Raw genomic sequence first — 19,864 nt, 5'->3', positions numbered from 1 at the left:
GGCGTTTCGATGACGGGCCGACCGTCCCGACACGTCGTCGAACGCGGCGCACTATGACACGTCGAACAGGCGTGCGAGCCAGACGGCTGGGACCAGAAAGGCGACCGCCGCCCCGGCCCACACGAGGCCCGACGCGGCGGCGTAGGCGGCGTCTACCGCAACGAGGCCGAGGACGCACGTCCCCACGGCGGGTCCGACGGTCGACGGAGACGGGTCGGCGTAAGCGGCGCGGAGGGCAGCGCCGGTCCTGATCAGGAACCAGCCGGCGAGACCGAGTCCGACGGCGGCCGCCGCTGGACCGGCGCGCGCGAGACCGAGATGAACGCCAGCGGTGAGCGCGGCAGCGATGGTGGCCACCGCGGCGACCGCGACCGCCGAACGGTTCCCGTCGCGGGCCTCGTCCGCGGCCATGAAGGTCACGGCTGCGATATACACCGCGATTGCAACAACGGGGAGGTACCACCGAGGCGGGAGCAGCCCCTCGCCGGCCGCGGTCCCGAGAACGACGTTCAGACCGCGAACGGCGCCCATGGCGAGAAAGCCGAACGTCCCGCCGTTCAGTGCGCCGTCGTAGAGGAGGATCCCTGCGGCGGTCGCCGCCGCGATCGTCCCGCCCGCGAGGCCCGCCGACGCGCCGGCCGTCGCGACGCCGAGAACCAGAAACAGCGCGCCGAGTTCGAAACCCGTCCGACGGGAGATCTCTCCAGACGGGATCGGTCGCTCGGGTCGTTCGTCGGCGTCCCGCAGGGCGTCGAACGCGTCGTTCAGCGCCGTGCCGCCAGCGTAGAGGAACACTGATGCGAGCGCGAGCCCCGCGACGGTCCGCGGCGCCACCCCGGATCCCGCTCCCGCCGCGAGCGCCGCGCCGAGGATCACGTCTGGCGGCGCGGTGAAGAGGTTCGGTACCCGGACGAGCGCGGCGACCGCGGACAGCGACGGTCGCCGCCTCGCGGTCGCCGCCCCGCCCATCTACGCCCACCCGCGCTCTTCGAGGAACCGCATCGCCCCGCGCGCCGTCTCCGCGGCGGTCTCCTGGTAGGGGTACAGTTCCACGGTGACGAACCCGTCGTAGCCGCTGTCGTCGAGCGCGGTCAGGAAGCCGTCGACGTCCATCGCGCCGTCGCCGAGCTGCGTGTGCTCGTGCGTCCGGTCGGCGGGGATGTCCTCGATGTGGTAGTGGGGGGAGTACTCACCGAGCATCTCGACCAGCTCCGCGGGGTCCTCGCCGACGCAGAAGAAGTGCCCGGCGTCGAAGTTGCACTTGACCCGCGGCGAGTCGACGCGCTCGACGAGGTCGAGGAACTGCTCGGGCGTCTCTATCAGCAGGTCCGGTTCGGGTTCGACCAGCACGTCGACGCCGACGGACTCAGCCTTCGCGGCGACCTCGCGGAGGCCGTCGAGGAACGTCTCCATCGCCCACTCGCGGGACTTGTCCTCCGGGATCGGTCCGCCGGGCTCGATGGAGACGTGCGGCACGTCGAGCGCGGCTGCGACGTCGAGCGCGTCGAGCGTATACTCGATCCGGCGGCGTCGGTACGACGTTCCGGGCTCGATAAACGAGGGCCGGTGGATGCTCTCGATCGCAGTCAGCATGAACGCGTTGCAGTTGCTGACGGCGAGGCCGTGCCGATCGAGCGCGTCTTCGACCGCCCCGATCGACTCCTCGTCGGCCTCGGAGGCGTAGAGGTGCGGTTCGTCGAGCAGGAGTTCGACGCCGTCGTACCCCGCGTCGGCGAGGACCTCGATCGTCTCGTCGAGGTCGTACTCCCGGAAGGCGTTGGTGGAGAAGCCGAACTTCATGGCTCGTAGTCGAAGTTCGGAGAGCGGTCGAAGAACCGGTACGGGTTCTCGAAGACGACCTTCCGCACCTCCTCGCGGTCCCACCCCCTGTCCAGCATCCGGTCCCGCGCCTTCGGCACCGCGAGCGGGTCCGAGGGGTCCCAGTCGGCGGCGCTGTTGAAGATCATCTTGTCCGTGCCGTACTCCTCCAGCAGGTCGATCGCTGTCTCGGCGGGAATCTTGCCGGGGTACAGGGTGAAGCCGATCCAGCAGTCCGTCCGGAGCGAGATGTCGATCGTGTTCTCCGTGTTGTGGTCGATGAGGATCCGCTCCTCGGTCACGTCCTCTTCCTGGATCATCTCGACGAGACGCTCGGTGCCTTCGGGCTTGTCGGTGTGCGGCGTGTGGACGATGACGGGTAGTTCCCGCTCCTCGGCCATCCGCAGCTGCTCGCGGAACGCCCACTCCTCGGCCTCGGTCCCCTGGTCGAGGCCGATCTCGCCGACGCCGACGACGTTCTCGCGGTCGAGGTACTCCGGGAGGCGTTCGAGGACCCGCTCGGCCATCTCGGGGTAGTTCGCCTCCTTCGGTTCCAGTCCGATGGTGGCGTAGTGGTCGACGCCGGCCGTCCGCTCCGCGCGGTCGGTCTCGAAGTCGATGATGTGCTCGAAGTAGTCGAAGAACGACTCCGCGTGGCGCTTGTCCGTCCCGCTCCAGAACGCCGGTTCGATGCAGCACTCGATGCCGGCCCGCCGGGCGCGCTCGTAGTCGTCCGCGGAGCGCGACACCATGTGCATGTGGGGGTCGATTATCCGCATGGACGACGGGGCGACGAGACCGACCTTTGTTATAGCCAATATAATCAGTTATCACATGTGATATCCTCGTAAGGAACCGCATACCGTGCCGCTCCGGGCGGGTATACGTCGGATAACAAACATCCGACGCGGACGACGAGACGGTACCGTGACTCCCCCATCGAATCGCGGCCCGGACGACGGAACGGCCGAGGCGGAACGCGTCGTGGTCCTCGACGTCGTGGGGCTGCGAGCGGACCACCTCGAATCGATGCCGAACCTCGCCGAGTTGCTCGACGGGACCGCCGCGGACCTGCGCCCGCGGTTCCCCGCGCTGACGGTCCCGGCGCAGACGACCATCGCGACGGGCCGGTCGCCGCGGACCCACGGCGACGTGGCGAGCGGCGAGTACGACAGGGAGACCGACGAGGCGGCCTTCTGGGAGCGTGACCGCGACGGGCGGACCCGGCTCTGGGAGGCGGCGACCGAGAAGACGGACCTGACCACCGGTGCGTTCTTCTTCCAGCACCTGATCGGGACCTCGGCCGACGTCGCCGTGACGCCGTCGCCGATAGAGGACGAGAACAACGACCTGGTCGAGATGAACTGCTGGACGAACCCGGACGGGTTCTACGACGACCTCCGGGAGGAGCTCGGCCACTTCCCGCTGCACCGCTACTGGGGGCCGGGCGCGAACGAGGAGAGCACCGAGTGGATCCTTGACGCCGCCCGAGAGAGCGTTCGGCGGTACGACCCCGACATGTTGTGGGTGTACGTCCCCCACCTCGACTACGCCGGCCTGCGCGACGGGGCCGGATCGGACGTCCTGCAAGCGGCCCTCGAAACCGTCGACGGCATGTTCGAGGAGTTCCTCGACGCGCTCCGGACGGACGGCCGCTGGGACGAGACGGCGGTCGCCGTCTGCAGCGAGTACGGGTTCCACGACGTCGACACACCCGTCTTCCCGAACCGAGCGCTCAGAGCGGCCGGCCTGCTCGCGACGGCCGACGACGGCGACGTGGACCTGGCGGAGTCCGCGGCGTTCGCCATGGTCGACCACCAGGTCGCGCACGTCTACGCCGACGACGGCGTCCTGCCGGCGGTCCGCGACGTCCTCGAACCGCTCTCCGGTATCGCCGAGATCCTCGACGACGACGGCAAGCAAGCGCGGGCGGTCGACCACGAGGACGCTGGCGACCTCGTCCTGATCGCCGAGCGCGACGCCTGGTTCCAGTACTACTGGTGGCCCGACGGCGGAGAGCGACCGCCGTACGCGACCGACATGGACATCCACGCGAAACCCGGGTTCGATCCGTGCGAGCTGTTCGTCGGGGAGTCGGGACTGGCGTCGCTGGACCCGTCGAAGGTCGGCGGGTCCCACGGTCGCGTCGACAAGGATACCCTCCCGCTGTTCGGCCTGGGCGGACCGGCCGCGCCCGACGCGTCGCTCCCCGAGACAGTCGACGTGCGGTCGGTCGCCCCGACCGTCGCGGACCTGCTCGGGATCGGAGACGACGTCGGCGGAGGGTTCGAACGGGAGTCCGTCCTCCCGGCGGCCCTGCCTCACTCCCAGTCGTAGCCGAACTCCTCGCTGCTGCGGTGGATGTAGTCGTTTTCGAGCACCTCGCTCACGGTGCGGGCGAGGTCGTCCAGTTCCTCCTCGATGCCGCGGACGTCGCTCCTGTCGAGGTCGGGCGTCGCCGGCAGATCGACGGGCACGCTCGGCGCTCGGTAGCCCACGTCCTCGGCAGACGGGTTCCAGTAGAAGTCCAGTTCGTCGATCAGGTCCGCGTCGAGGACTGCCCGGAACTCGGCCTCGGTCAGGTACGTGCGGTCCGCCCAGTCGTCGAAGGCGTCGTCCCAGGCGCCGCTCTCCAGGAACTCCGCCAGCGCCTCGCGACGGTAGTCGTCGCCGGTGTCCACCGGTTCGTCGACGGCGTCGTAGTCCCCCGGGTCCTGTGCACCGCTGAGCGACGGCGGATCTGGCGTCTCGACGTCGAGTGTCATAGTTCATCGTGGGACGCCCAGGAGTATGGGGCTTTGCACCGTGTGTCGGCCGACGAGGGTGACGCGCCGGGTCGCGACAGTCGACCGCCACCGCCGACCGCGATCGGCCCGCGCGAGACACACAGATTCATTACGCGGTCCGCGGAGACGACAACCATGGAGAACGCGCTGGAACGACGTACGCGCAGGTGTCAGGCGGAGATGGAGGCGAACGACGTCGTCGGGGTGGTCCTCGCGGCGGGGTCGAACATGCTGTACCTCTCCGGCTTCTCCGACGAACCGAGCGAGCGCCACCTGCTCCTGTTACTCCCGCGCGACGGCGACCCGGTCTTCGTCGCGCCGACCATGTACCGGGAACAGATCGAAGGGGAGAGCTGGGTCTCGGACGTGCGGACGTGGGACGACTCGACGGGTCCGCGACCGATTCTCGAATCGGTGCTCCGGGACCTCCCGTTCGACGACGGGACAGTCCTCCTCGACGACGCGATGTGGGCGACGTTCGTCCTCGATCTCCGGTCGCTGCTGCCCGACGCGACGTTCGGCCTCGCCAGCGACGTGCTCGACCCGCTCCGGATGGAGAAGGACGACCGCGAACTGTCCGCGATGCGCGAGGCGGGCGCGCTGACCGACGAGGTCAGCGAGGCGATCCGAACGATGGGGGCGGACGCCGTGGGGATGACCGAACGCGAACTCGCCGACGAGATCGACCGGCGACTCCGGGAAGCCGGTGCCTCGGGGCCGGCGTTCGAGACGATAGTCGGGTCGGGCCCCAACGGCGCTCACCCCCACCACAGGCGGAGCGACCGCGTCATCGAGCCCGGGGACCCCGTCGTGCTCGACTTCGGCGGCAGCGTCGACGGCTATCCCGCCGACCAGACCCGAACTGTGGTGTTCGACGGTTCGCCGCCGGCCGAGTTCGAGGACGTTCACGAGACCGTACACGACGCGCTGGAGGCTGGCGTCGACGCTGTCGAACCCGGAGTCACCGCGGAGTCTATCGACGCCGCCGCTCGGTCAGTGATCGAGGAGGGCGGCTACGGCGAGCGCTTCACTCACCGCACCGGTCACGGCGTCGGGTTGGACGTCCACGAGGCGCCGTTTATCACCGACGGGAACGAGACGGAACTGCGACCGGGGATGGTGTTCAGCGTCGAGCCCGGGGTGTACCTCCCCGGCGAGTTCGGCGTCCGCATCGAGGATCTGATCGTCGTCACGGACGACGGGTGCGACCGCCTGAACCACTCCCCCCGCGGGTGGGAACCGCTCTGAGGACTACTCGTCGACGAGTTCGTCGACCAGCGTCCCCGCAGAGTAGTTTTGCAGCGGATAGTGGCTGTCGAGTTCGCGCTCGATGACGAAGGTGGAGTTCGTCCGCGCCACCTCGTCGAGGTCCTCGAAGTCCGAGACGAGCCGCTCGACGGCGTCGCTGTCGGGAAGTCTCGCGAGCGCGATGAAGTCCGTGCCGCCCATTGTGAAGAACACCTTGGTCACGCCCTCGATGTCGGCGATCGCCTCGCCGCTTTCGGTGTGAGACCGGTCGTCCTTGGTAAAGACCTCGACGAGGATCGTGACGCCCAGCCCGAGTTCGTCGAGGTCGACGTCCAGGCGGTCGTTCCGGACGACGCCCGCTTCCCGGAGGTTGTTGAGTCGATAGTGGATCGTCGAGACCGGGATCCCGGTCGCGTCGCTCACCGCGTCCGTGCTCGTCGTTTCGAGGTCTTCCATCGCCTTCAGTATTCGAACGTCTTTCTCGTCCATGTGCGGTGTGACATCCCCGGTTTCGTAATGGTTTCGAGTATCACCCCTCAGGTCGGCGTGGAATCGAATTCGTTCCGGATTTTCCGGGATCCCGCCGAGAGACTGCCGCCTTAGCGCCATTATTAGCGATTCGGGGAGTATCGAGCGCTACCAGAACATGATAGCGCAACACCGGACGCGGCTCCGCGTCCCGGCCGGCCTCGCCATCGTCGGACTCGGGCTCCTCTGGGGGGCCGGCTTCCCGGCTATCGACGTCGTCGTGTCGCAGTTGCCGCCGCTCGGCGCGGCGGGGATCCGATACGCCGTGTCCGGCGGTATCGTGCTCGCCTACGCGGCCGCCACGACCGACCGGCTGCTGCCGCGAGCGCGACGCGAAGTCCTCGGCGTCGCCGTCGTCGGCGGCTTCGTGTTCGGCGGGTATCAGGGCGGGCTCTACGTCGGCACGCAGTACGTCTCGGGAGCGGTCGCCGCGGTCGTGACGACGATGTCGCCGGTCGTGGCCGCGCTCGTCGCCGTTCCCGTCCTCGGCGAATCGCGGGGCCTGTCCGACGTCTGCGGGTTCTGTCTGGGGCTCGCCGGCGTCGTCGTCATCTCGCAGCCGTCGCTCGGGGCCGCGGCCCTCCCGTCGAGAGCCATCGGCGTCGGGCTCGTGTTCCTCGGAACGGCGCTGTTCGCCGTCGGCTCGGTCTCCGTTCAGCTCTTCGACGGGGACCTGCCGTCGGAAGCGCTGCAGGGATGGGCAATGCTCGTCGGCGCGGCCCTGCTGTTCGGCGGGGCCGTCCTCCGCGGGGAATCAGTGCCCCCCATCCGGTCCATGACGCCGGTCGGCCTCGGGGCGCTCCTGTACATCACGCTGGTCGCCGGCGCCGGGGGCTACCTCCTGTACTTCCGGCTGGTCCGGTGCGTCGGCGCGACGGAGACGACGCTCGTGGCGTATCTCGAACCCGTCTCGGCGACGTTCGTCTCGGTGCTCGTCTTCGGTCGATCGATCGAGGCCGCGACGGTCGTCGGGTTCCTCGCGGTCGCCGCGGGGTTCACGATCGTCAGTCGCGACACCATGCGGCGAGCTATCGCCGAGATCCGTGCGCCGGGCTCGAACGCGGACCTCGAACCGCCCGACCGCGGCGACTGACGGGGCGGTGAGGTCGCCGCGCGACCGAGACCAGTCGACCGTGCGGCGCGGCGGAAGCGGCAAAACATACTTACGCTCATCGAAGAAAGGACTAACGTATAGGGATTCGGTCCCGTCTTTCTTCGTTCGCCCATCGGTCTGTCCCGACGGCGGGTTCGTCCCCGATGGCACTGCTCTGAGATGCGCCGTGCCGGCTGCCCGTTCCACGGACAGCGGTGGGAACCGCGACGGGCCAGAACACGTACCGCCACGACCATGATTCAGGAAACAGATATTCCGTGTTCGGACTGTGGGACAGAACTCGTCGATCGAACGGTGTACGCGCGGGAGCTTTCCGTCGCGACCGACTGGGTGGGCGAGGTCACCGTCGTCGAGTGCCCGGCCTGCGAGGCCCGCTATTACCCGGAGGAAACTGTCGCACGACTGTCCGGGACGCCGAACGGCGCTCGACCGCTGGGAGACGGCTAACGGTGGACGAAACCACCGAAGCGCTCGACCGAGATACGGTGGGAGCCGACGCGTTCCCGAGTGATGTCGCTCCGGGTACCGTGCTGATCGCGGGGACGGTAGAACCATCGACGTATGCGCTCGGCCTCCGCGCGCTACACCGACTCGGCGGCCCCGACGACGCCGCGATGATCGTGACGACGACAGAGAGCGCGGATCGGACGCTGGCCGCCTACGACGCCGTCCGAACGGACTCCGGTCCGCAGTCGATCGGGATCGTGGACGCGGCCTCGGAACGGCAGTACCTGAACGCGCTGTACGACGAGACCCCGGTGGTGTTCGTGCCGTCGCCAGGCGATCTCGAACGGTTGGTGCTGGCGATCTCGGATCTCGACGGCAACCGACTCCCGTCGAGCGGAACGCGTCACCTCGTCGTCCGCTCGCTGACGCCGATGCTCGAAAACGCCCCGATGAGCCGCGTCCGCTCCGTCATTGAGCGGGTTATCGGTCTCCGGACCGGGAGCGGGCTCACGATACTCGGCGTCGATTACACCGCCCACGACGAGGCGACGATGGCGGCGCTGACGGAACTGGTCGACGGCGTCCTCTGGGTCACCCGAACGGCCGAAGGCCACCTCGAGTTCGAGTTCCAACCGACGAGCGGTCGTCACCGTCCGACATCGCCGCGTTGAGAGGACGAACTGTGGGGGGAGCGACCTCCCCGGTTCGATCACTCGGCGCGGACTTCGTCGGCGACGCGTTCGAGCGTCCCGTACTCGCTCTCGGAGTACGCGATCACCCGAACGTCGTCGAGGGTCGACGAGTCGTAGCCCCGTACGGCTTCGCAGACGATCCTGGCCCCCTCCTCGAACGAGTGCCCCGCCGCGCCCGTCCCCAGTACCGGGAGGACGACCGACTCGCAGTCCAGTTCGTCGGCCTTCTCCAGCGCGTTGACCGTCGCGTCGCGGATGCTCTCTGTCGTCGCGCGCCCGTCGCCGTAGTGAGGCATCGCGGCGGCGTGGAGGACGTAGTCGGCGTCGAGGTCGTACGCGTCGGTGACGGCGACCTCGCCGAGGTCCACCGGTCCCTTCGAGACGGCTTCCTCGTTGATCGGTCCGCCGGCACCGCGCCGGAGCGCGCCGGCGACCCCGCTTCCCATCCGGAGGCTCGTGCCGGCAGCGTTCACGAGCGCGTCGGCGCTCTCGTTCGCGATATCGCCTCGGACGACCGTGAACTCCATGCGCGATCGTACGCGATAGTCCGTCTAAAACCGATCGCCGAGGGCAGCGCTGCCGAATCGCGAGCCCTATGGGTCACTGGGTATTTATACCGTGAGGCCCACGGTTCACGTAGCCGAAAGACGTGCTGTCCCCGAGCGGGTCCGCGTATTCGACGGCGTCGAGCCGTGAACTCGTTTTCCGGCCCGCTCTCCCTGACCGGATGGGACCCGTAACGGATCCTGGGACCGCCCTGATCGGACCCAAATCATGGAAATCGAAATCGCAACTATCGGCGGCTACGAGGAAGTCGGCCGCCAGATGACTGCCGTCCGTGCGGGCGAGGACATCGTCATCTTCGACATGGGACTCAACCTCTCCCAGGTACTGATTCACGACAACGTTCGAACCGAGCAGATGCACAGCCTCGACCTGATCGACATGGGCGCGATCCCCGACGACCGCATCATGTCCGACCTCGAAGGCGAGGTGAAAGCGATCGTACCGACCCACGGCCACCTCGACCACATCGGGGCGATCACGAAACTGGGCCACCGCTACGACGCGCCAATCGTCGCGTCGCCGTTCACACTCGAACTCGTCAAGGAGGAGATACAGGACGAGAGCAAGTTCGAGATGGAAAACGAGCTCGTCGCGATGGAGGCGGGCGAGACGATGAGCATCGGCGAGCGCTGCGAACTCGAGTTCGTCAACGTCACTCACTCCATCATCGACGCGATCAACCCCGTCCTGCACACGCCGGAGGGAGCAGTCGTGTACGGTCTCGACAAGCGGATGGACCATACGCCGGTGCTGGGCGACCCCATCGACATGAAGCGGTTCCGGGAGATCGGCCGCGAGGACAACGGGGTCCTCTGCTACATCGAGGACTGCACCAACGCGAACAAGAAGGGCCGAACGCCCAGCGAGGCAGTCGCTCGAGAACAACTCCGAGACGTGATGCGGAGCCTCGAGGACTACGACGGCGGCATCGTCGCGACGACGTTCTCCAGCCACATCGCGCGCGTGATGAGCATCGTCGAGTTCGCGAAGGAGATCGGTCGCGAGCCGGTGCTTCTGGGCCGCTCGATGGAGCAGTACTCCGGTACCGCCGACAAGCTGGGCACCCCGTTCCCCGACGACGTCGGGATGTTCGGCCACCGTCAGTCCGTCGATCGGGCGTTCAAGCGGATCATGAAGGAGGGCAAGGAGAACTTCCTGCCCGTGGTGACGGGCCACCAGGGCGAACCGCGCGCGATGCTCACCCGGATGGGCCGCGGCGAGACGCCCTACCAGATCGATAACGGCGACAAGGTGATCTTCTCGGCCCGGGTCATCCCGGAACCGACCAACGTCGGCCAGCGCTACCAGTCCGAGCGCCTGCTGAAGATGCAGGGAGCGCGAATCTACGACGACGTCCACGTCTCCGGTCACCTCCGTCAGGAGGGCCACTACGAGATGCTCGACGCGCTCCAGCCCCAGCACGTCATCCCCGCCCACCAGGACATGAGTGGCTTCTCCGGCTACGTCGACCTCGCCGGACAGGAAGGGTACGAACTAGGCCGCGACCTGCACGTGACGAGTAACGGGAACACCATCCAGCTGGTCTAACCTCGTCCCGTGCCGTTCGATGGACTCTGGCTGCCGTTCCGCGGTATCGACCACAGGTAGATAGCGGGAGGTGGATTTGAACCACCGCTCTTCAGATCATGAGTCTGACGGAATATCCGGGCTATCCCATCCCGCTGTCCGTCCCTTTCGAGCTCAGATTGAAAAGTCTTCATAAAGTGGATTGTCAGGGGGGAGAGAGATGGTCAATTCTGGCGTGGTAGTAATGTATACCCGTTCCGAGCGCGTGTCGGCGGTATGGAATTTTCCGCCGCACGTGGAGATATAGCCGATCGGGAGGCGGACGCCCTTGTGAGCGCCGCGGAGACGAACCTGCGGATGGAGGACGGCGTCGCGAGCGCGCTCCGTCGCGCGGCCGACGGGCCGATCGCCGAGGAAGCGAGGGCCGAGACCCCGCTCCATCTGGGCGAAGTGGCCGTCACCGACGCGTACGACCTCGACGCCGACTACGTCCTTCACGCCGCTGCCACGCCAAGTTACGGGAGCGAACAAGCCTCCGCGGAGAGCATTCGCGCCGCGACTCGGAACGCCTTACGGAAAGCAGAGGCAGCGGGCTGTGAGTCGCTGGTGCTCCCGGTACTCGGGACCGGAACTGAGGGGTACGAGTTCGCCGAAGGTGCGCGGATAGTGTGCGAAGCGGTCCGGAGCCACGATCCGTCGACGCTGACGGACGTCGAAGTCCTCGCGTACACCGACTCCGAGTACGCCTGCCTCCGAGAGGTGATCGCCGCCCTCCGTCCCGACAGTACTCCCTCGCCGTGAGGGGACGGAGGTGTCACGGCGGGGTTCCGCATCGGCCGAACCGGTGAACGGTATCGCCGTCAGCGCTCTCGTCGGTGCGGATCGCGACGGCGGTCACAGGGAGATAGAAGAGTTCAGACCTCCGAGCGCGAAGCGTGATAGCCGCGAATCTCGTGGCTCACGGCCGGTCTGGGCGATCTCGATCCGCCCCGTCGCGGCGCACTCGCGCCCGACCTAGTCGGTCCGGAGCGTGTGGCAGTTCCGGCATCGCGCCTCGTAGGACTCGTCGGCGCCGACCATGATGGTCGGGTCGTCGACGTGAGCGGGTTCGCCGCCGATGAGTCGCTGGTTGCGGGTCGCCGGCTCCCCGCACTGGGCGCAGATGGCCTGATACTTGTCCACGTACTCGGCGAGCGTGATGAGCCGCGGCAGCGGTTCGAAGGGCTCGGCGCGGAAGGTCTGGTCGGTGCCCGACACGATGACTCGCCGGTCGTCGGCCGCCAGCCGCTCGCAGACCTCGATCAGCCCCTCGCCGAAGAAGTTTGCCTCGTCGATAGCGACGACCTCTTCGCCGTTGAGATGGTCGGGGATCTCCCAGATCTCCTCCTCGGGGTCGACCACGGTGGCGTCCCACTGGCGACCGTTGTGCGTTCCGACGGTCCCCTCGCCGTAGCGGTCGTCCAGCGCGGGCTTGAACGCCGCGACGTCCTGACCGGCGATCTCGGCCCGGCGGAGCCGGCGGAGGAGCTCCTCGGTCTTCCCGGAGAACATACACCCGGTGATCACCTCGACCCACCCGCTGTTCGTGATTTTGTGCATCCCACTGATGGATTCAAGTCGGGCAGGAAATGGGTGTCGGTTTAGTCCACGGGCTGACCTATCGAGGTACGTATCCCGCAGGCGACTACGTACGGCGCAGATACAGACGGATTCGAAGTTCGCTGTTTCTCCGCACGCGAGGACGACTCTTGGCGGATGGTTCGAACCGGTCAACGAGAGCTCCAGCCGGAAGAGAGTACTCAGGGCTACGGAAGCAACACATCTAAACGCGTCACTCCGGGATAAACTCATCCGGACACCATGGCGATGAATACGCTCGAGATCACGGGACGGCTGATCGCCGGGGTCTTACTGATTCTCACGAACGGCTTTTTCGTCGCGATCGAGTTCGCGCTGACCCGTGCTCGGCAGTACTCGGAAGAGGAGTTCGTCGGAGACAACCTATCGCTGGAGCGGGCGTGGGAGATGACTCATAACCTCGAGATCTACCTGACGAGTTGTCAAGTGGGAATCACCGCGTCGAGTATCGCGGTCGGTATCGTCGCCGAACCGGCGTTGGCGGCGTTGTTCGAGCCGCTGTTCGAGAACACGGCTCTCGCCGCGATCGGAACGGGGGGGATCATCGCGTTCCTGATCATCAACCTCCTCCATCTCACCCACGGTGAACAGACGCCGACCTATCTCGGCGTCGAACGGTCCCGGCTGGTGTGTCGATACGGCGCGACCCCCCTGTACTGGTTCAACCGGCTCATCTCGCCGGTCATCACGCTGGGCGATTGGATCGCGAAAGGGACGCTCAGACTCTTCGGCGTCGAGATGACCGGCGCGTGGCTCGAAACGGAAGAGGAAGTCATCGAGTCGCGGGCGGACCTCCGGAACCGCCTCGGGAGCGTCCTCGAACAGGGTGATCTGACGGACGAACGCTACGAAGAGGTGATGAACGCGCTACAGATCGGCGAGCGGCCGGTCCGAGACATCATGATTCCCGACGACGAGATCGTCGCCCTGTCGACGGACGCCGACCCCGAGGAGAACTTCCGCCGGATGGAGGAAACACCACATACGCGGTACCCGTTGGTCGGCGAGGACCTAACGGACTTTCGGGGGATCGTCTACTTCCCCGTGTTCGCGAGACACCGCGAAGACCTCGCGTCGGGGGACATCGACTTCGCCGAGTTGGCGGCCCCACCGATGACGCTGTCCCCGGACACCGACGTGAGCGATGCGATCGACCAGTTCCAGGCGGAGAATCAGGAACTCGCGCTCGTCATCGAGGACGGAGCCGTCGTCGGTCTGGCGACCGTGACCGACGCGTTCGAGTCCATCATGGGTGACGTCGAGGACCCCCTCGACCAAGCGTAGCTGTCGGCGAGAAGTGCCGACCGGAAATCGCACCCCGTATGACGCCTCTCTCTGCCTGCGCTGGTTGTCTGAGGTGTTACAACGCCAAACCGTCGACAGGGAGATCCTAGTGACCACTGACGGAAGTGGAACGTTCGATCGAAGTAGTCGTCCTCCCTCACGAGCGGCGTCGGTAGTGAGGATGTCGGTAGTGACCGTAATCCCTGCTCAGCGACCGATCGTTCCCTGTCGGGTGATAGGGGCGTCCGGATCGATACTGAACGCGACGACGGTCGACTGCTCGGTGGCCGTCACGGCCACGTCGTCCTCGGCCGTCACGAGCGCGCTTTCGGTGTAGCCGATCTCGGCCGCGCCGTCGCCAGCCTTCACCGCACCGTCGAACACGTAGAGATAGATGTCCCGTCCGGGTCGAGAGGGCAGCGTAACCGTTGCGCCGGCGTCGAGACGGCAGTCGTAAAAGTCGACGGCGTTCCGGACGTACAGCGGCGCGTCCCCGTCCTCGGGGCCGAACAGGTGCCGCCACTCGTTGGGGACCGCGTCGGGAATCGGCTCGTGCTGGATGGCGGGATCGAGGCCGAGACTGTGCGGGCGGACGAAGATCTGTAGCATCCGGAGCGGCGGGTCGTCCTCGTACGTCTCCTCGGCGTGCCAGAAGCCGCTGCCGGCGTTCATCACCATCAAGTGGTCCGGATCCGTGACGAGTTCGTTGCCCCGGCGGTCGTCGTGGCGCATGACGCCGTCGGGCACCCACGAGACGATTTCCTCGTTGCGGTGCTGGTGCATCCGGATCAGCGTCCCCGGGTCCATGAACGACTCGACGACCGTCGCCAGCGGGCCGTACCCGTGGTCGTCGTGACCCGGGAGCGTACGCCCCGGGAAATTGAAGTGGATCCTGAACTTGCCCTGGTTCTGTGAGATCGACGTTCGCGGGGCCGTATGTATCGGTGGCTGCGTTCGTGACGGCGCTGAGTCGTCCATCGAAGAAACGTAGGGCGGCAGGCGCTAAATGCGTTCTGAGCTTCTGAGTTCAGGCCGAATAGGTGTCCGCGAACCCGTCAGCCGTCGATAGCCGCTCCGTTAAGAGCGACCGAGGATTTCTCCAGAACGCAAGTCGAGTCCACGAGGGCGCTGCCGCACCCCCTCGTCAACTTCCGCGAGATGTGGGGGAGCGATCAGCGAGACACAGCATCGCGTATCTTCCGTGTCGAGATTTCCGCAGGAACGCCGTAGCAGGCTCGTAAGGAGAGACGATCGCAACCGGGACGGCGGTTCAGCCTTCGACGGAGGGCGTCGTCGCGTCTTGCTGCTCGTATTTGGTCTCGAACTCCTGGATGAGTTGGCCCATCTTCGCGTACCAGTCGTTGAGCATCCGCTGCATGTCGTCGGAGATCTTCGAGGGGTCCGTCGGCTTGTAGACGTGATAGTAGCCGCCCTGATCGTAGTTGACCTGCTCTTTCTGGATGAAGCCGGCCTGCAGCAGTCGCTGGACGGCGCGGTACGCGGTCGACCGTTCGCGGTCGACGGCGTCGGCGATCTCGTCGACGGTAAGCGGGTCCTCGGTGCTGACGAGCGCCTGGAAGCACTCCTTGTCGAGTTGCTTGAGCCCGTGGAAACACTCGAGAAGCCCCTCGCACTCCATGTCTTGCTGGAGTTGTTCGGACATCGAATCTGGCATTATTATCACGCTCACCTAGGCGCTATGCGGTTAAAAGACTTGTGTGAGGATTATACAATCCTGCGCTCGTTCGCCCATAGCCAGCAACGCGGTCGCCCAAACAGATACGCAGACGGGATCGGGCGCATTAGTATTGTGGTCTATTCACATAATTTCGCAACACAATGGCGCCGTCACGAATCCGTACGGGGACAGACGTAGTCCCGAACGACGACCTCGGTAGTCCTACCGCTCGAAGCAGAGGGCGTAGTGATAGGGAGGCAGCTCTACCTGACGGACTCGTTCGAACGAGGCGGCGTCCTCGACGAGGCGCCGCGTCTCCGCGGGAGATACTCTGAGCTCGGTGGGAGGCCCCCGAGGCGCATCCAACACAGTCGTCTCCTCTCTCGGCCGGTCGTGCCAATTTATGACGATAAACCTCCCGCCGGGCGAGAGCAACTCCGCGACTGCGCGAACGAGGGGTTCGGGGTCCGAGATCCCGTGGAACGTGTTCGCGAGGAGGACCGTATCCACGTCACGCGGGAGGTTGCTGTCCAGATCTCTGGCGTCGCCGTGGATGGCGACGACGTTCTCGACGTCCTGCCGGTCGGCGAGACGGTCGAGTTCCTCGAGAAGCGACTCGTCGAGGTCGAGCGCGTACACCGGTGCCGGACTGGTTATCCGGGCCGCAGGTAGTGTGAAATAGCCGTTCCCGGCCCCGATCTCGGCGAGCGCGTCTCGGGGCCTGACACCCAAGCGACGCAGTGTCTCTCCGGGGGTCGGCCAGAGTCGTCCCCACCAGTCCCAGTCGGGTTGCCCCGTGTTCTGAAACCGTTCCATCGTTACCGAGCGACGTCCGTATCGACGCCCATGACCCCATACGGAGGACTTGTCTGCGCCGCCGCGGTGCTTGCGAGACCGTCACCGGACAGCAGTCCGCCCGTCACGAGTCGTGCGTCTCGATCTCTGTCATCGATATTGGGATTCACGCCCAACACTACGTGGTTCCCTTTCTTAAGTATTCCTCCGCTCGGCGGAGTGCTTCCGACGTAGTACCGGTGGTGTGGGGGATCCAGCGATGTCGATCAGCGTGGGACACTGACCAGGGTTTCGGAGGCCAGAACCACCGACAGGCGGACGTAAGCTCTCTGTCGTCGACGAGGGCGTCGACGGTCGTACACTCTGCGGCAGTGTGACCGAATCGGTCCAACCGCGAACTCCACCGCGGGTACGCCGTCATTTCGGAGACGCTCGTCGTCTCTCCCGGCGTCACCGCTCCGCTGAAAACAGTGAAGAAATGATTCTGGGCTGTACAGACGGAGTTCCGACCGCCATGCCCCTCAGATCCGCTCAGAGTCCCCCGACCTTGCCCCAGGCTTTTCAATACCGCAGTCGGAGTTCCCGTATGCGTACGTTTGTGGTCGTCGGCGGCGACGCCGCCGGGATGTCGGCCGCGAGCAAGGCGAAACGGGACGACCCGGACCTCGACGTGGTCGTCTTCGAGAAGGGGGCGTGGGTCTCGTACGGGGCCTGTGGCTTGCCCTACTACATCAAAGGCGAGATCCAGTCGCTCGACGATCTCGTCTCTGTAACGCCCGAGGAATTCCGCGAGAACCGGAATATCGATCTCCGGGTCGGTCACGAGGTCGTCGATATCGATCCCGACGAACGCGTCGTCACCGCGCGCAGTGCCGACGGCGAGGTCGTTCAGGAGTACGACGACCTCCTCATCGCGGTCGGTGCCGATGCCGTCGTGCCGCCAATCGACGGGGTCGATCGCGACGGCGTCTACACGCTCGGGTCGATGACCGACGGGAAGGAACTGCGCGAATACGTCGCACGGGCCCGGTCCGAGGAGGATTTCCACCAACCCGATAGGGGGCCCGCCTGTCAGTACCTCGAAAACTGCAACGGGCCGGTCGGCATCGTCGGTGGCGGTTATATCGGGATCGAGATGGCTGAAGCGCTTGTGGCGAACGACTTCGAAGTCCACCTCTTCCAGCGCGGCGACCGCATCCTCAAGACGTTCAGTCAGCCGACGAGCGACGCCATCGCCGAGCATCTCCGAGAGCAGGGCGTCGCAGTCTACCTGGATGCGGCGGTCGAAGGACTCGACGGTGACGAAACAGTAGAGGCAGTCGTGACGGGAGACACCCGAGTTCCGGTGGATATGGTCCTCCTCGGAACGGGTGTCCGGCCGCGGACGGAGCTGGCCGAAGACGCCGGGATCGAACTCGGCCCGACGGGTGCCATCGCGACCGATCGATATCGGCAAACCAATCTCTCACGCGTGTACGCGGCGGGCGACTGCGCCGAGGCCACCCACGTCGTGACCGACGAACCGGTTTTCAGTCCATTGGCTCTGACCGCGAACCGACACGGTCGAGCGGTCGGTCAAACGGTCGCCGGCGACCCGTCCTCCGGCGGCGGCGTCGCGGGAACCGCCGCCGTCAAAGCCTTCGACGTCGAGGCGGCTCGAACCGGCATCGTTCACCCCGAGGAAGCGTCCGACGCCGGCTTCGAGCCCGTCACCGAGACTATCGAGGCGAAGTCCCGCGCGGGCTACTATCCCGAGGGCGGAACAGTACAGGTGACACTTACTGCGGACCGCGCGTCCGGTCGCGTTCTCGGTGGGTGTCTCGTCTCAGAGTACGGGGAAGGGGCGGTCCACCGGAGCCACTCCCTCGTCGCGGCGGTGACCGAACGGGTGACCGTCGACGAGCTCTCCGACTACGACCTCGCTTACGCGCCCCCGTTCAACACGACGTGGGACCCTATCCTTACGGCGGCAAAGGTGCTCGGCGGCCGTCTCTAACCCGACCCGCAAACGGGGGTTAGCCCCACCAGGGCGGATTCCGTCACCACCGAGGCGATCTGGACCCGCGGCGAAGCGTCGGAACGAGCCGTCGAGCAGACGAAGCGGTGCGCCATCGAGTACGCTTCCCGCCGACGCGAAGCCTCCTCCGCTACGAGCCAACATGAAGGAGAGGGCGGCGTCGATTTGTCAACGCGATCGCAGCCCGGACCTGCCGAACTTTCCGTGCGGACAGCGAACGACGAACGCAATGACCGAACGATCGAACGCTGAACGAGGTCACGCACGAACCGCAGTGACGCGACGAGCGCTCTTCGCGGCGGGAGTGTTCGGATTCGGGTTCAGTGGACTGATCGACGTGCTCGTCCTTCACCACGTCCTCCAGTGGCACCACTTACTGTCAGGGATCTACCCGATGGACACGCTGGACGGCCTTCGAGTCAACGTCTTCGCCGACGGGGTGTTCTCGATCGGGATGGTGATCATTGCGGGAACGGGGGCGGGGCTTCTCTGGCAGGCGGAACGCCGGACCGCTGTCCCGCTGGCCGTGCGACCGCTGGGCGGTACCGCAATGATCGGACTCGGCGTGTTCGACGTCTTCGACGCCGTGGTCGATCACGCCCTTCTGGGCCTTCACCAGCCCGTCGGACAGGGGGGTGAACCCCTCTCGCTCGGCGGACAGTACAACCCTCACTGGATCGCGGTTAGCCTCTTGTTCGTGGGCGCAGGGTACTACGTCTACAGTACGGGGATGCGAAACCGGGACCGCGAGGCGGAGGAACGCGCGTGATGGGATATGGTCACTTGCTCGTGACCGCAGAGCCGTCGGTGGTCGGCCAGCTACATACCACCGCAACGACGCCGGCCCCACACTGGGTGGTACTACTCGCCGTCGTTCCGTTACTCTGGGTCGTCATCGGTGGCGCGGTGTTCATCGCCGACCGGCTGTTGGAGCGATACGGTATCTGAAACGTCGGCGTCGACGCCGTTCGTGTACGGTCGCGGCTCGTCGGTCACCTCGTTTCTCGCCCGGGAAGCAGCCGTCGCTGCGTGCCCCCGTGTGAACGGTGAATCGATCGTCTGGTCCGCCGTGACGGCAATGGTCCGCTACGAATCGGACTGTCCGGAGCGCTCCGAACGAGCCGCCAACTCCTCGATCTCCGGGGGCGAGCGATGGCGCACGATGTAGACGTCGTACGTCTTCTCGGCGGCAACGTTGGCGGCGACGCTCGTCAGAGGAGTGATGACGCTGCCCACGTTTTCGCTGCCGAGGAACATGACAGTCGGATCGTGTCGAGCGGCGATCCGCCTGATGTGGTCCGCGATCTCCTCCGAGGGAGGGTACTCCCGGATCCGCTCGTGCTCGAAGGTGGCGTCCGGAGCGAGACGGCTCACCTGCTCTCTGAGTTGCTCGATGACGGCGTCGACGTCGTACGTCTCGCCCTCCCGGATCCAGCCTTTCTCCCTCGCGTACCGTTTCCGCTCGGGGACGATACTCACCGCCACGGTATCCTCGTCAAGGACGCTTCCGTACTCGACGGCTCTGCCGAGAGCCGCGGCTGAGATCTCCGATCCGTCGAAAGGGACGACGAACGTCATACCTGTAGTATCCCGCCCGGAACTATCAATATATGCCGCGCCGAGATCGGCGGAAGTCACCACCGGCCGCGCTGGCGGCTACCGTCGCAACTCGCGCATCACGAACTGGGGCGGAAACCGCGATGAACGCGCTCCGAGAACGCGGAC

21 protein-coding genes and 1 tRNA gene are annotated in these 19,864 nt (G+C 66.1%); 10 read left to right on the top strand and 12 right to left on the bottom strand.

What is annotated here, in order from left to right; translation table 11 throughout:
- Positions 1 to 51: 51 nt before the first annotated feature.
- From D8670_RS18590 to D8670_RS18580, 3 genes are read right to left on the bottom strand one after another with little or no spacing between them, the layout of a single operon-like run.
- Positions 52 to 969 carry a UbiA family prenyltransferase gene (locus D8670_RS18590; RefSeq protein WP_121819605.1) on the bottom strand — a complete coding sequence of 306 codons (918 nt, stop codon included), beginning with the start codon at positions 967 to 969 and terminating at the stop codon, positions 52 to 54.
- Complete coding sequence (locus tag D8670_RS18585) at positions 970 to 1,800, bottom strand: sugar phosphate isomerase/epimerase family protein (protein ID WP_121819604.1); 831 nt, start codon at positions 1,798 to 1,800, stop codon at positions 970 to 972.
- Positions 1,797 to 2,597: a TatD family hydrolase gene (locus D8670_RS18580; protein ID WP_121819603.1), complete on the bottom strand. Its 801-nt coding sequence runs from the start codon at positions 2,595 to 2,597 to the stop codon at positions 1,797 to 1,799. The genes D8670_RS18585 and D8670_RS18580 overlap by 4 nt, the downstream gene beginning before the upstream one ends.
- Positions 2,598 to 2,745: 148 nt before the next feature.
- On the opposite strand from D8670_RS18580, the gene D8670_RS18575 reads away from it, so the two are divergent.
- Complete coding sequence (locus D8670_RS18575; RefSeq protein WP_121819602.1) at positions 2,746 to 4,155, top strand: alkaline phosphatase family protein; 1,410 nt, start codon at positions 2,746 to 2,748, stop codon at positions 4,153 to 4,155.
- Here D8670_RS18575 and D8670_RS18570 read toward each other — a convergent pair.
- The gene (locus tag D8670_RS18570) at positions 4,140 to 4,583 is read right to left on the bottom strand and encodes a DUF7992 family protein (protein WP_121819601.1); all 444 of its coding nucleotides are present in this window, start codon (positions 4,581 to 4,583) and stop codon (positions 4,140 to 4,142) included. The genes D8670_RS18575 and D8670_RS18570 overlap by 16 nt on opposite strands.
- A gap of 156 nt (positions 4,584 to 4,739) precedes the next feature.
- On the opposite strand from D8670_RS18570, the gene D8670_RS18565 reads away from it, so the two are divergent.
- A complete protein-coding gene (locus D8670_RS18565; protein ID WP_121819600.1) occupies positions 4,740 to 5,852 on the top strand; it encodes a M24 family metallopeptidase in 1,113 nt (370 codons plus the stop codon).
- Positions 5,853 to 5,855: 3 nt separating this feature from the next.
- Here the strand turns inward: D8670_RS18565 and D8670_RS18560 are convergent, their stop codons facing one another.
- Positions 5,856 to 6,341 carry an Lrp/AsnC family transcriptional regulator gene (locus D8670_RS18560; protein WP_121819599.1) on the bottom strand — a complete coding sequence of 162 codons (486 nt, stop codon included), beginning with the start codon at positions 6,339 to 6,341 and terminating at the stop codon, positions 5,856 to 5,858.
- Between the two features lie 157 nt (positions 6,342 to 6,498).
- On the opposite strand from D8670_RS18560, the gene D8670_RS18555 reads away from it, so the two are divergent.
- Together D8670_RS18555 and D8670_RS18550 are read left to right on the top strand one after the other, a co-directional pair.
- Positions 6,499 to 7,473, top strand: a complete 975-nt coding sequence (locus D8670_RS18555) for a DMT family transporter (protein ID WP_121819598.1) — start codon at positions 6,499 to 6,501, stop codon at positions 7,471 to 7,473.
- A gap of 470 nt (positions 7,474 to 7,943) precedes the next feature.
- Positions 7,944 to 8,612 (top strand): DUF7504 family protein, encoded by a 669-nt coding sequence (locus tag D8670_RS18550; protein ID WP_121819597.1) that lies wholly within the window; start codon positions 7,944 to 7,946, stop codon positions 8,610 to 8,612.
- Between the two features lie 38 nt (positions 8,613 to 8,650).
- On the opposite strand, the gene D8670_RS18545 is transcribed toward D8670_RS18550, so the two are convergent.
- The gene (locus tag D8670_RS18545) at positions 8,651 to 9,160 is read right to left on the bottom strand and encodes a macro domain-containing protein (protein ID WP_121819596.1); all 510 of its coding nucleotides are present in this window, start codon (positions 9,158 to 9,160) and stop codon (positions 8,651 to 8,653) included.
- A 247-nt stretch (positions 9,161 to 9,407) separates the two neighbouring features.
- On the opposite strand from D8670_RS18545, the gene D8670_RS18540 reads away from it, so the two are divergent.
- Positions 9,408 to 10,748, top strand: a complete 1,341-nt coding sequence (locus D8670_RS18540; RefSeq protein WP_121819595.1) for an RNase J family beta-CASP ribonuclease — start codon at positions 9,408 to 9,410, stop codon at positions 10,746 to 10,748.
- A 61-nt stretch (positions 10,749 to 10,809) separates the two neighbouring features.
- Here D8670_RS18540 and D8670_RS18535 read toward each other — a convergent pair.
- Positions 10,810 to 10,884: transfer RNA gene (locus D8670_RS18535), tRNA-Met, on the bottom strand.
- Positions 10,885 to 11,003: 119 nt separating this feature from the next.
- Here D8670_RS18535 and D8670_RS18530 point away from each other — a divergent pair.
- The gene (locus D8670_RS18530; protein WP_121819594.1) at positions 11,004 to 11,528 is read left to right on the top strand and encodes a macro domain-containing protein; all 525 of its coding nucleotides are present in this window, start codon (positions 11,004 to 11,006) and stop codon (positions 11,526 to 11,528) included.
- A gap of 213 nt (positions 11,529 to 11,741) precedes the next feature.
- Here the strand turns inward: D8670_RS18530 and D8670_RS18525 are convergent, their stop codons facing one another.
- Complete coding sequence (locus D8670_RS18525; protein ID WP_121819593.1) at positions 11,742 to 12,326, bottom strand: thymidine kinase; 585 nt, start codon at positions 12,324 to 12,326, stop codon at positions 11,742 to 11,744.
- A gap of 267 nt (positions 12,327 to 12,593) precedes the next feature.
- Here D8670_RS18525 and D8670_RS18520 point away from each other — a divergent pair, with 267 nt between their 5' ends.
- Positions 12,594 to 13,649: a CNNM domain-containing protein gene (locus tag D8670_RS18520; RefSeq protein ID WP_121819719.1), complete on the top strand. Its 1,056-nt coding sequence runs from the start codon at positions 12,594 to 12,596 to the stop codon at positions 13,647 to 13,649.
- Positions 13,650 to 13,856: 207 nt separating this feature from the next.
- Here D8670_RS18520 and D8670_RS18515 read toward each other — a convergent pair whose 3' ends face one another.
- The 3 genes from D8670_RS18515 to D8670_RS18505 form a co-directional block, all read right to left on the bottom strand.
- Positions 13,857 to 14,627, bottom strand: a complete 771-nt coding sequence (locus D8670_RS18515; protein ID WP_121819592.1) for a pirin family protein — start codon at positions 14,625 to 14,627, stop codon at positions 13,857 to 13,859.
- Positions 14,628 to 14,919: 292 nt separating this feature from the next.
- A complete protein-coding gene (locus tag D8670_RS18510; RefSeq protein WP_121819591.1) occupies positions 14,920 to 15,324 on the bottom strand; it encodes a helix-turn-helix domain-containing protein in 405 nt (134 codons plus the stop codon).
- Between the two features lie 225 nt (positions 15,325 to 15,549).
- The gene (locus tag D8670_RS18505; protein ID WP_121819590.1) at positions 15,550 to 16,143 is read right to left on the bottom strand and encodes a class I SAM-dependent methyltransferase; all 594 of its coding nucleotides are present in this window, start codon (positions 16,141 to 16,143) and stop codon (positions 15,550 to 15,552) included.
- Between the two features lie 565 nt (positions 16,144 to 16,708).
- Between D8670_RS18505 and D8670_RS18500 the strand changes: the two genes are divergently transcribed.
- From D8670_RS18500 to D8670_RS18490, 3 genes are all read left to right on the top strand, one after another.
- Positions 16,709 to 18,118: an FAD-dependent oxidoreductase gene (locus D8670_RS18500; RefSeq protein ID WP_121819589.1), complete on the top strand. Its 1,410-nt coding sequence runs from the start codon at positions 16,709 to 16,711 to the stop codon at positions 18,116 to 18,118.
- Between the two features lie 325 nt (positions 18,119 to 18,443).
- On the top strand, positions 18,444 to 18,908 hold the full coding sequence (locus tag D8670_RS18495) for a DUF2243 domain-containing protein (RefSeq protein WP_375137286.1): 465 nt from the start codon (positions 18,444 to 18,446) through the stop codon (positions 18,906 to 18,908).
- The gene (locus D8670_RS18490) at positions 18,908 to 19,087 is read left to right on the top strand and encodes a hypothetical protein (protein WP_121819587.1); all 180 of its coding nucleotides are present in this window, start codon (positions 18,908 to 18,910) and stop codon (positions 19,085 to 19,087) included. The genes D8670_RS18495 and D8670_RS18490 overlap by 1 nt, the downstream gene beginning before the upstream one ends.
- Positions 19,088 to 19,225: 138 nt before the next feature.
- Here D8670_RS18490 and D8670_RS18485 read toward each other — a convergent pair whose 3' ends face one another.
- A complete protein-coding gene (locus D8670_RS18485) occupies positions 19,226 to 19,717 on the bottom strand; it encodes a universal stress protein (protein ID WP_121819586.1) in 492 nt (163 codons plus the stop codon).
- Positions 19,718 to 19,864 lie beyond the last annotated feature (147 nt).

The organism is Halostella limicola (genome assembly GCF_003675875.1).
Classification (GTDB): Archaea; Halobacteriota; Halobacteria; order Halobacteriales; family Natronoarchaeaceae; genus Halostella; species Halostella limicola.
The sequence above is the reverse complement of the archived record's forward strand: the minus strand, read 5'-3'. Positions and strand labels throughout refer to the sequence as shown.

Excerpts from the sequence above, each read along its gene's own strand:
- D8670_RS18590 (WP_121819605.1), bottom strand. The coding sequence starts at position 969 with ATGGGCGGGGCGGCGACCGCGAGGCGGCGACCGTCGCTGTCCGCGGTC.
- D8670_RS18585 (WP_121819604.1), bottom strand. The coding sequence starts at position 1,800 with ATGAAGTTCGGCTTCTCCACCAACGCCTTCCGGGAGTACGACCTCGAC.
- D8670_RS18580 (WP_121819603.1), bottom strand. The coding sequence starts at position 2,597 with ATGCGGATAATCGACCCCCACATGCACATGGTGTCGCGCTCCGCGGAC.
- D8670_RS18570 (WP_121819601.1), bottom strand. The coding sequence starts at position 4,583 with ATGACACTCGACGTCGAGACGCCAGATCCGCCGTCGCTCAGCGGTGCA.
- D8670_RS18565 (WP_121819600.1), top strand. The coding sequence starts at position 4,740 with ATGGAGAACGCGCTGGAACGACGTACGCGCAGGTGTCAGGCGGAGATG.
- D8670_RS18560 (WP_121819599.1), bottom strand. The coding sequence starts at position 6,341 with ATGGACGAGAAAGACGTTCGAATACTGAAGGCGATGGAAGACCTCGAA.
- D8670_RS18555 (WP_121819598.1), top strand. The coding sequence starts at position 6,499 with ATGATAGCGCAACACCGGACGCGGCTCCGCGTCCCGGCCGGCCTCGCC.
- D8670_RS18545 (WP_121819596.1), bottom strand. The coding sequence starts at position 9,160 with ATGGAGTTCACGGTCGTCCGAGGCGATATCGCGAACGAGAGCGCCGAC.
- D8670_RS18540 (WP_121819595.1), top strand. The coding sequence starts at position 9,408 with ATGGAAATCGAAATCGCAACTATCGGCGGCTACGAGGAAGTCGGCCGC.
- D8670_RS18530 (WP_121819594.1), top strand. The coding sequence starts at position 11,004 with ATGGAATTTTCCGCCGCACGTGGAGATATAGCCGATCGGGAGGCGGAC.
- D8670_RS18525 (WP_121819593.1), bottom strand. The coding sequence starts at position 12,326 with ATGCACAAAATCACGAACAGCGGGTGGGTCGAGGTGATCACCGGGTGT.
- D8670_RS18520 (WP_121819719.1), top strand. The coding sequence starts at position 12,594 with ATGAATACGCTCGAGATCACGGGACGGCTGATCGCCGGGGTCTTACTG.
- D8670_RS18515 (WP_121819592.1), bottom strand. The coding sequence starts at position 14,627 with ATGGACGACTCAGCGCCGTCACGAACGCAGCCACCGATACATACGGCC.
- D8670_RS18510 (WP_121819591.1), bottom strand. The coding sequence starts at position 15,324 with ATGCCAGATTCGATGTCCGAACAACTCCAGCAAGACATGGAGTGCGAG.
- D8670_RS18505 (WP_121819590.1), bottom strand. The coding sequence starts at position 16,143 with ATGGAACGGTTTCAGAACACGGGGCAACCCGACTGGGACTGGTGGGGA.
- D8670_RS18500 (WP_121819589.1), top strand. The coding sequence starts at position 16,709 with ATGCGTACGTTTGTGGTCGTCGGCGGCGACGCCGCCGGGATGTCGGCC.
- D8670_RS18490 (WP_121819587.1), top strand. The coding sequence starts at position 18,908 with ATGGGATATGGTCACTTGCTCGTGACCGCAGAGCCGTCGGTGGTCGGC.
- D8670_RS18485 (WP_121819586.1), bottom strand. The coding sequence starts at position 19,717 with ATGACGTTCGTCGTCCCTTTCGACGGATCGGAGATCTCAGCCGCGGCT.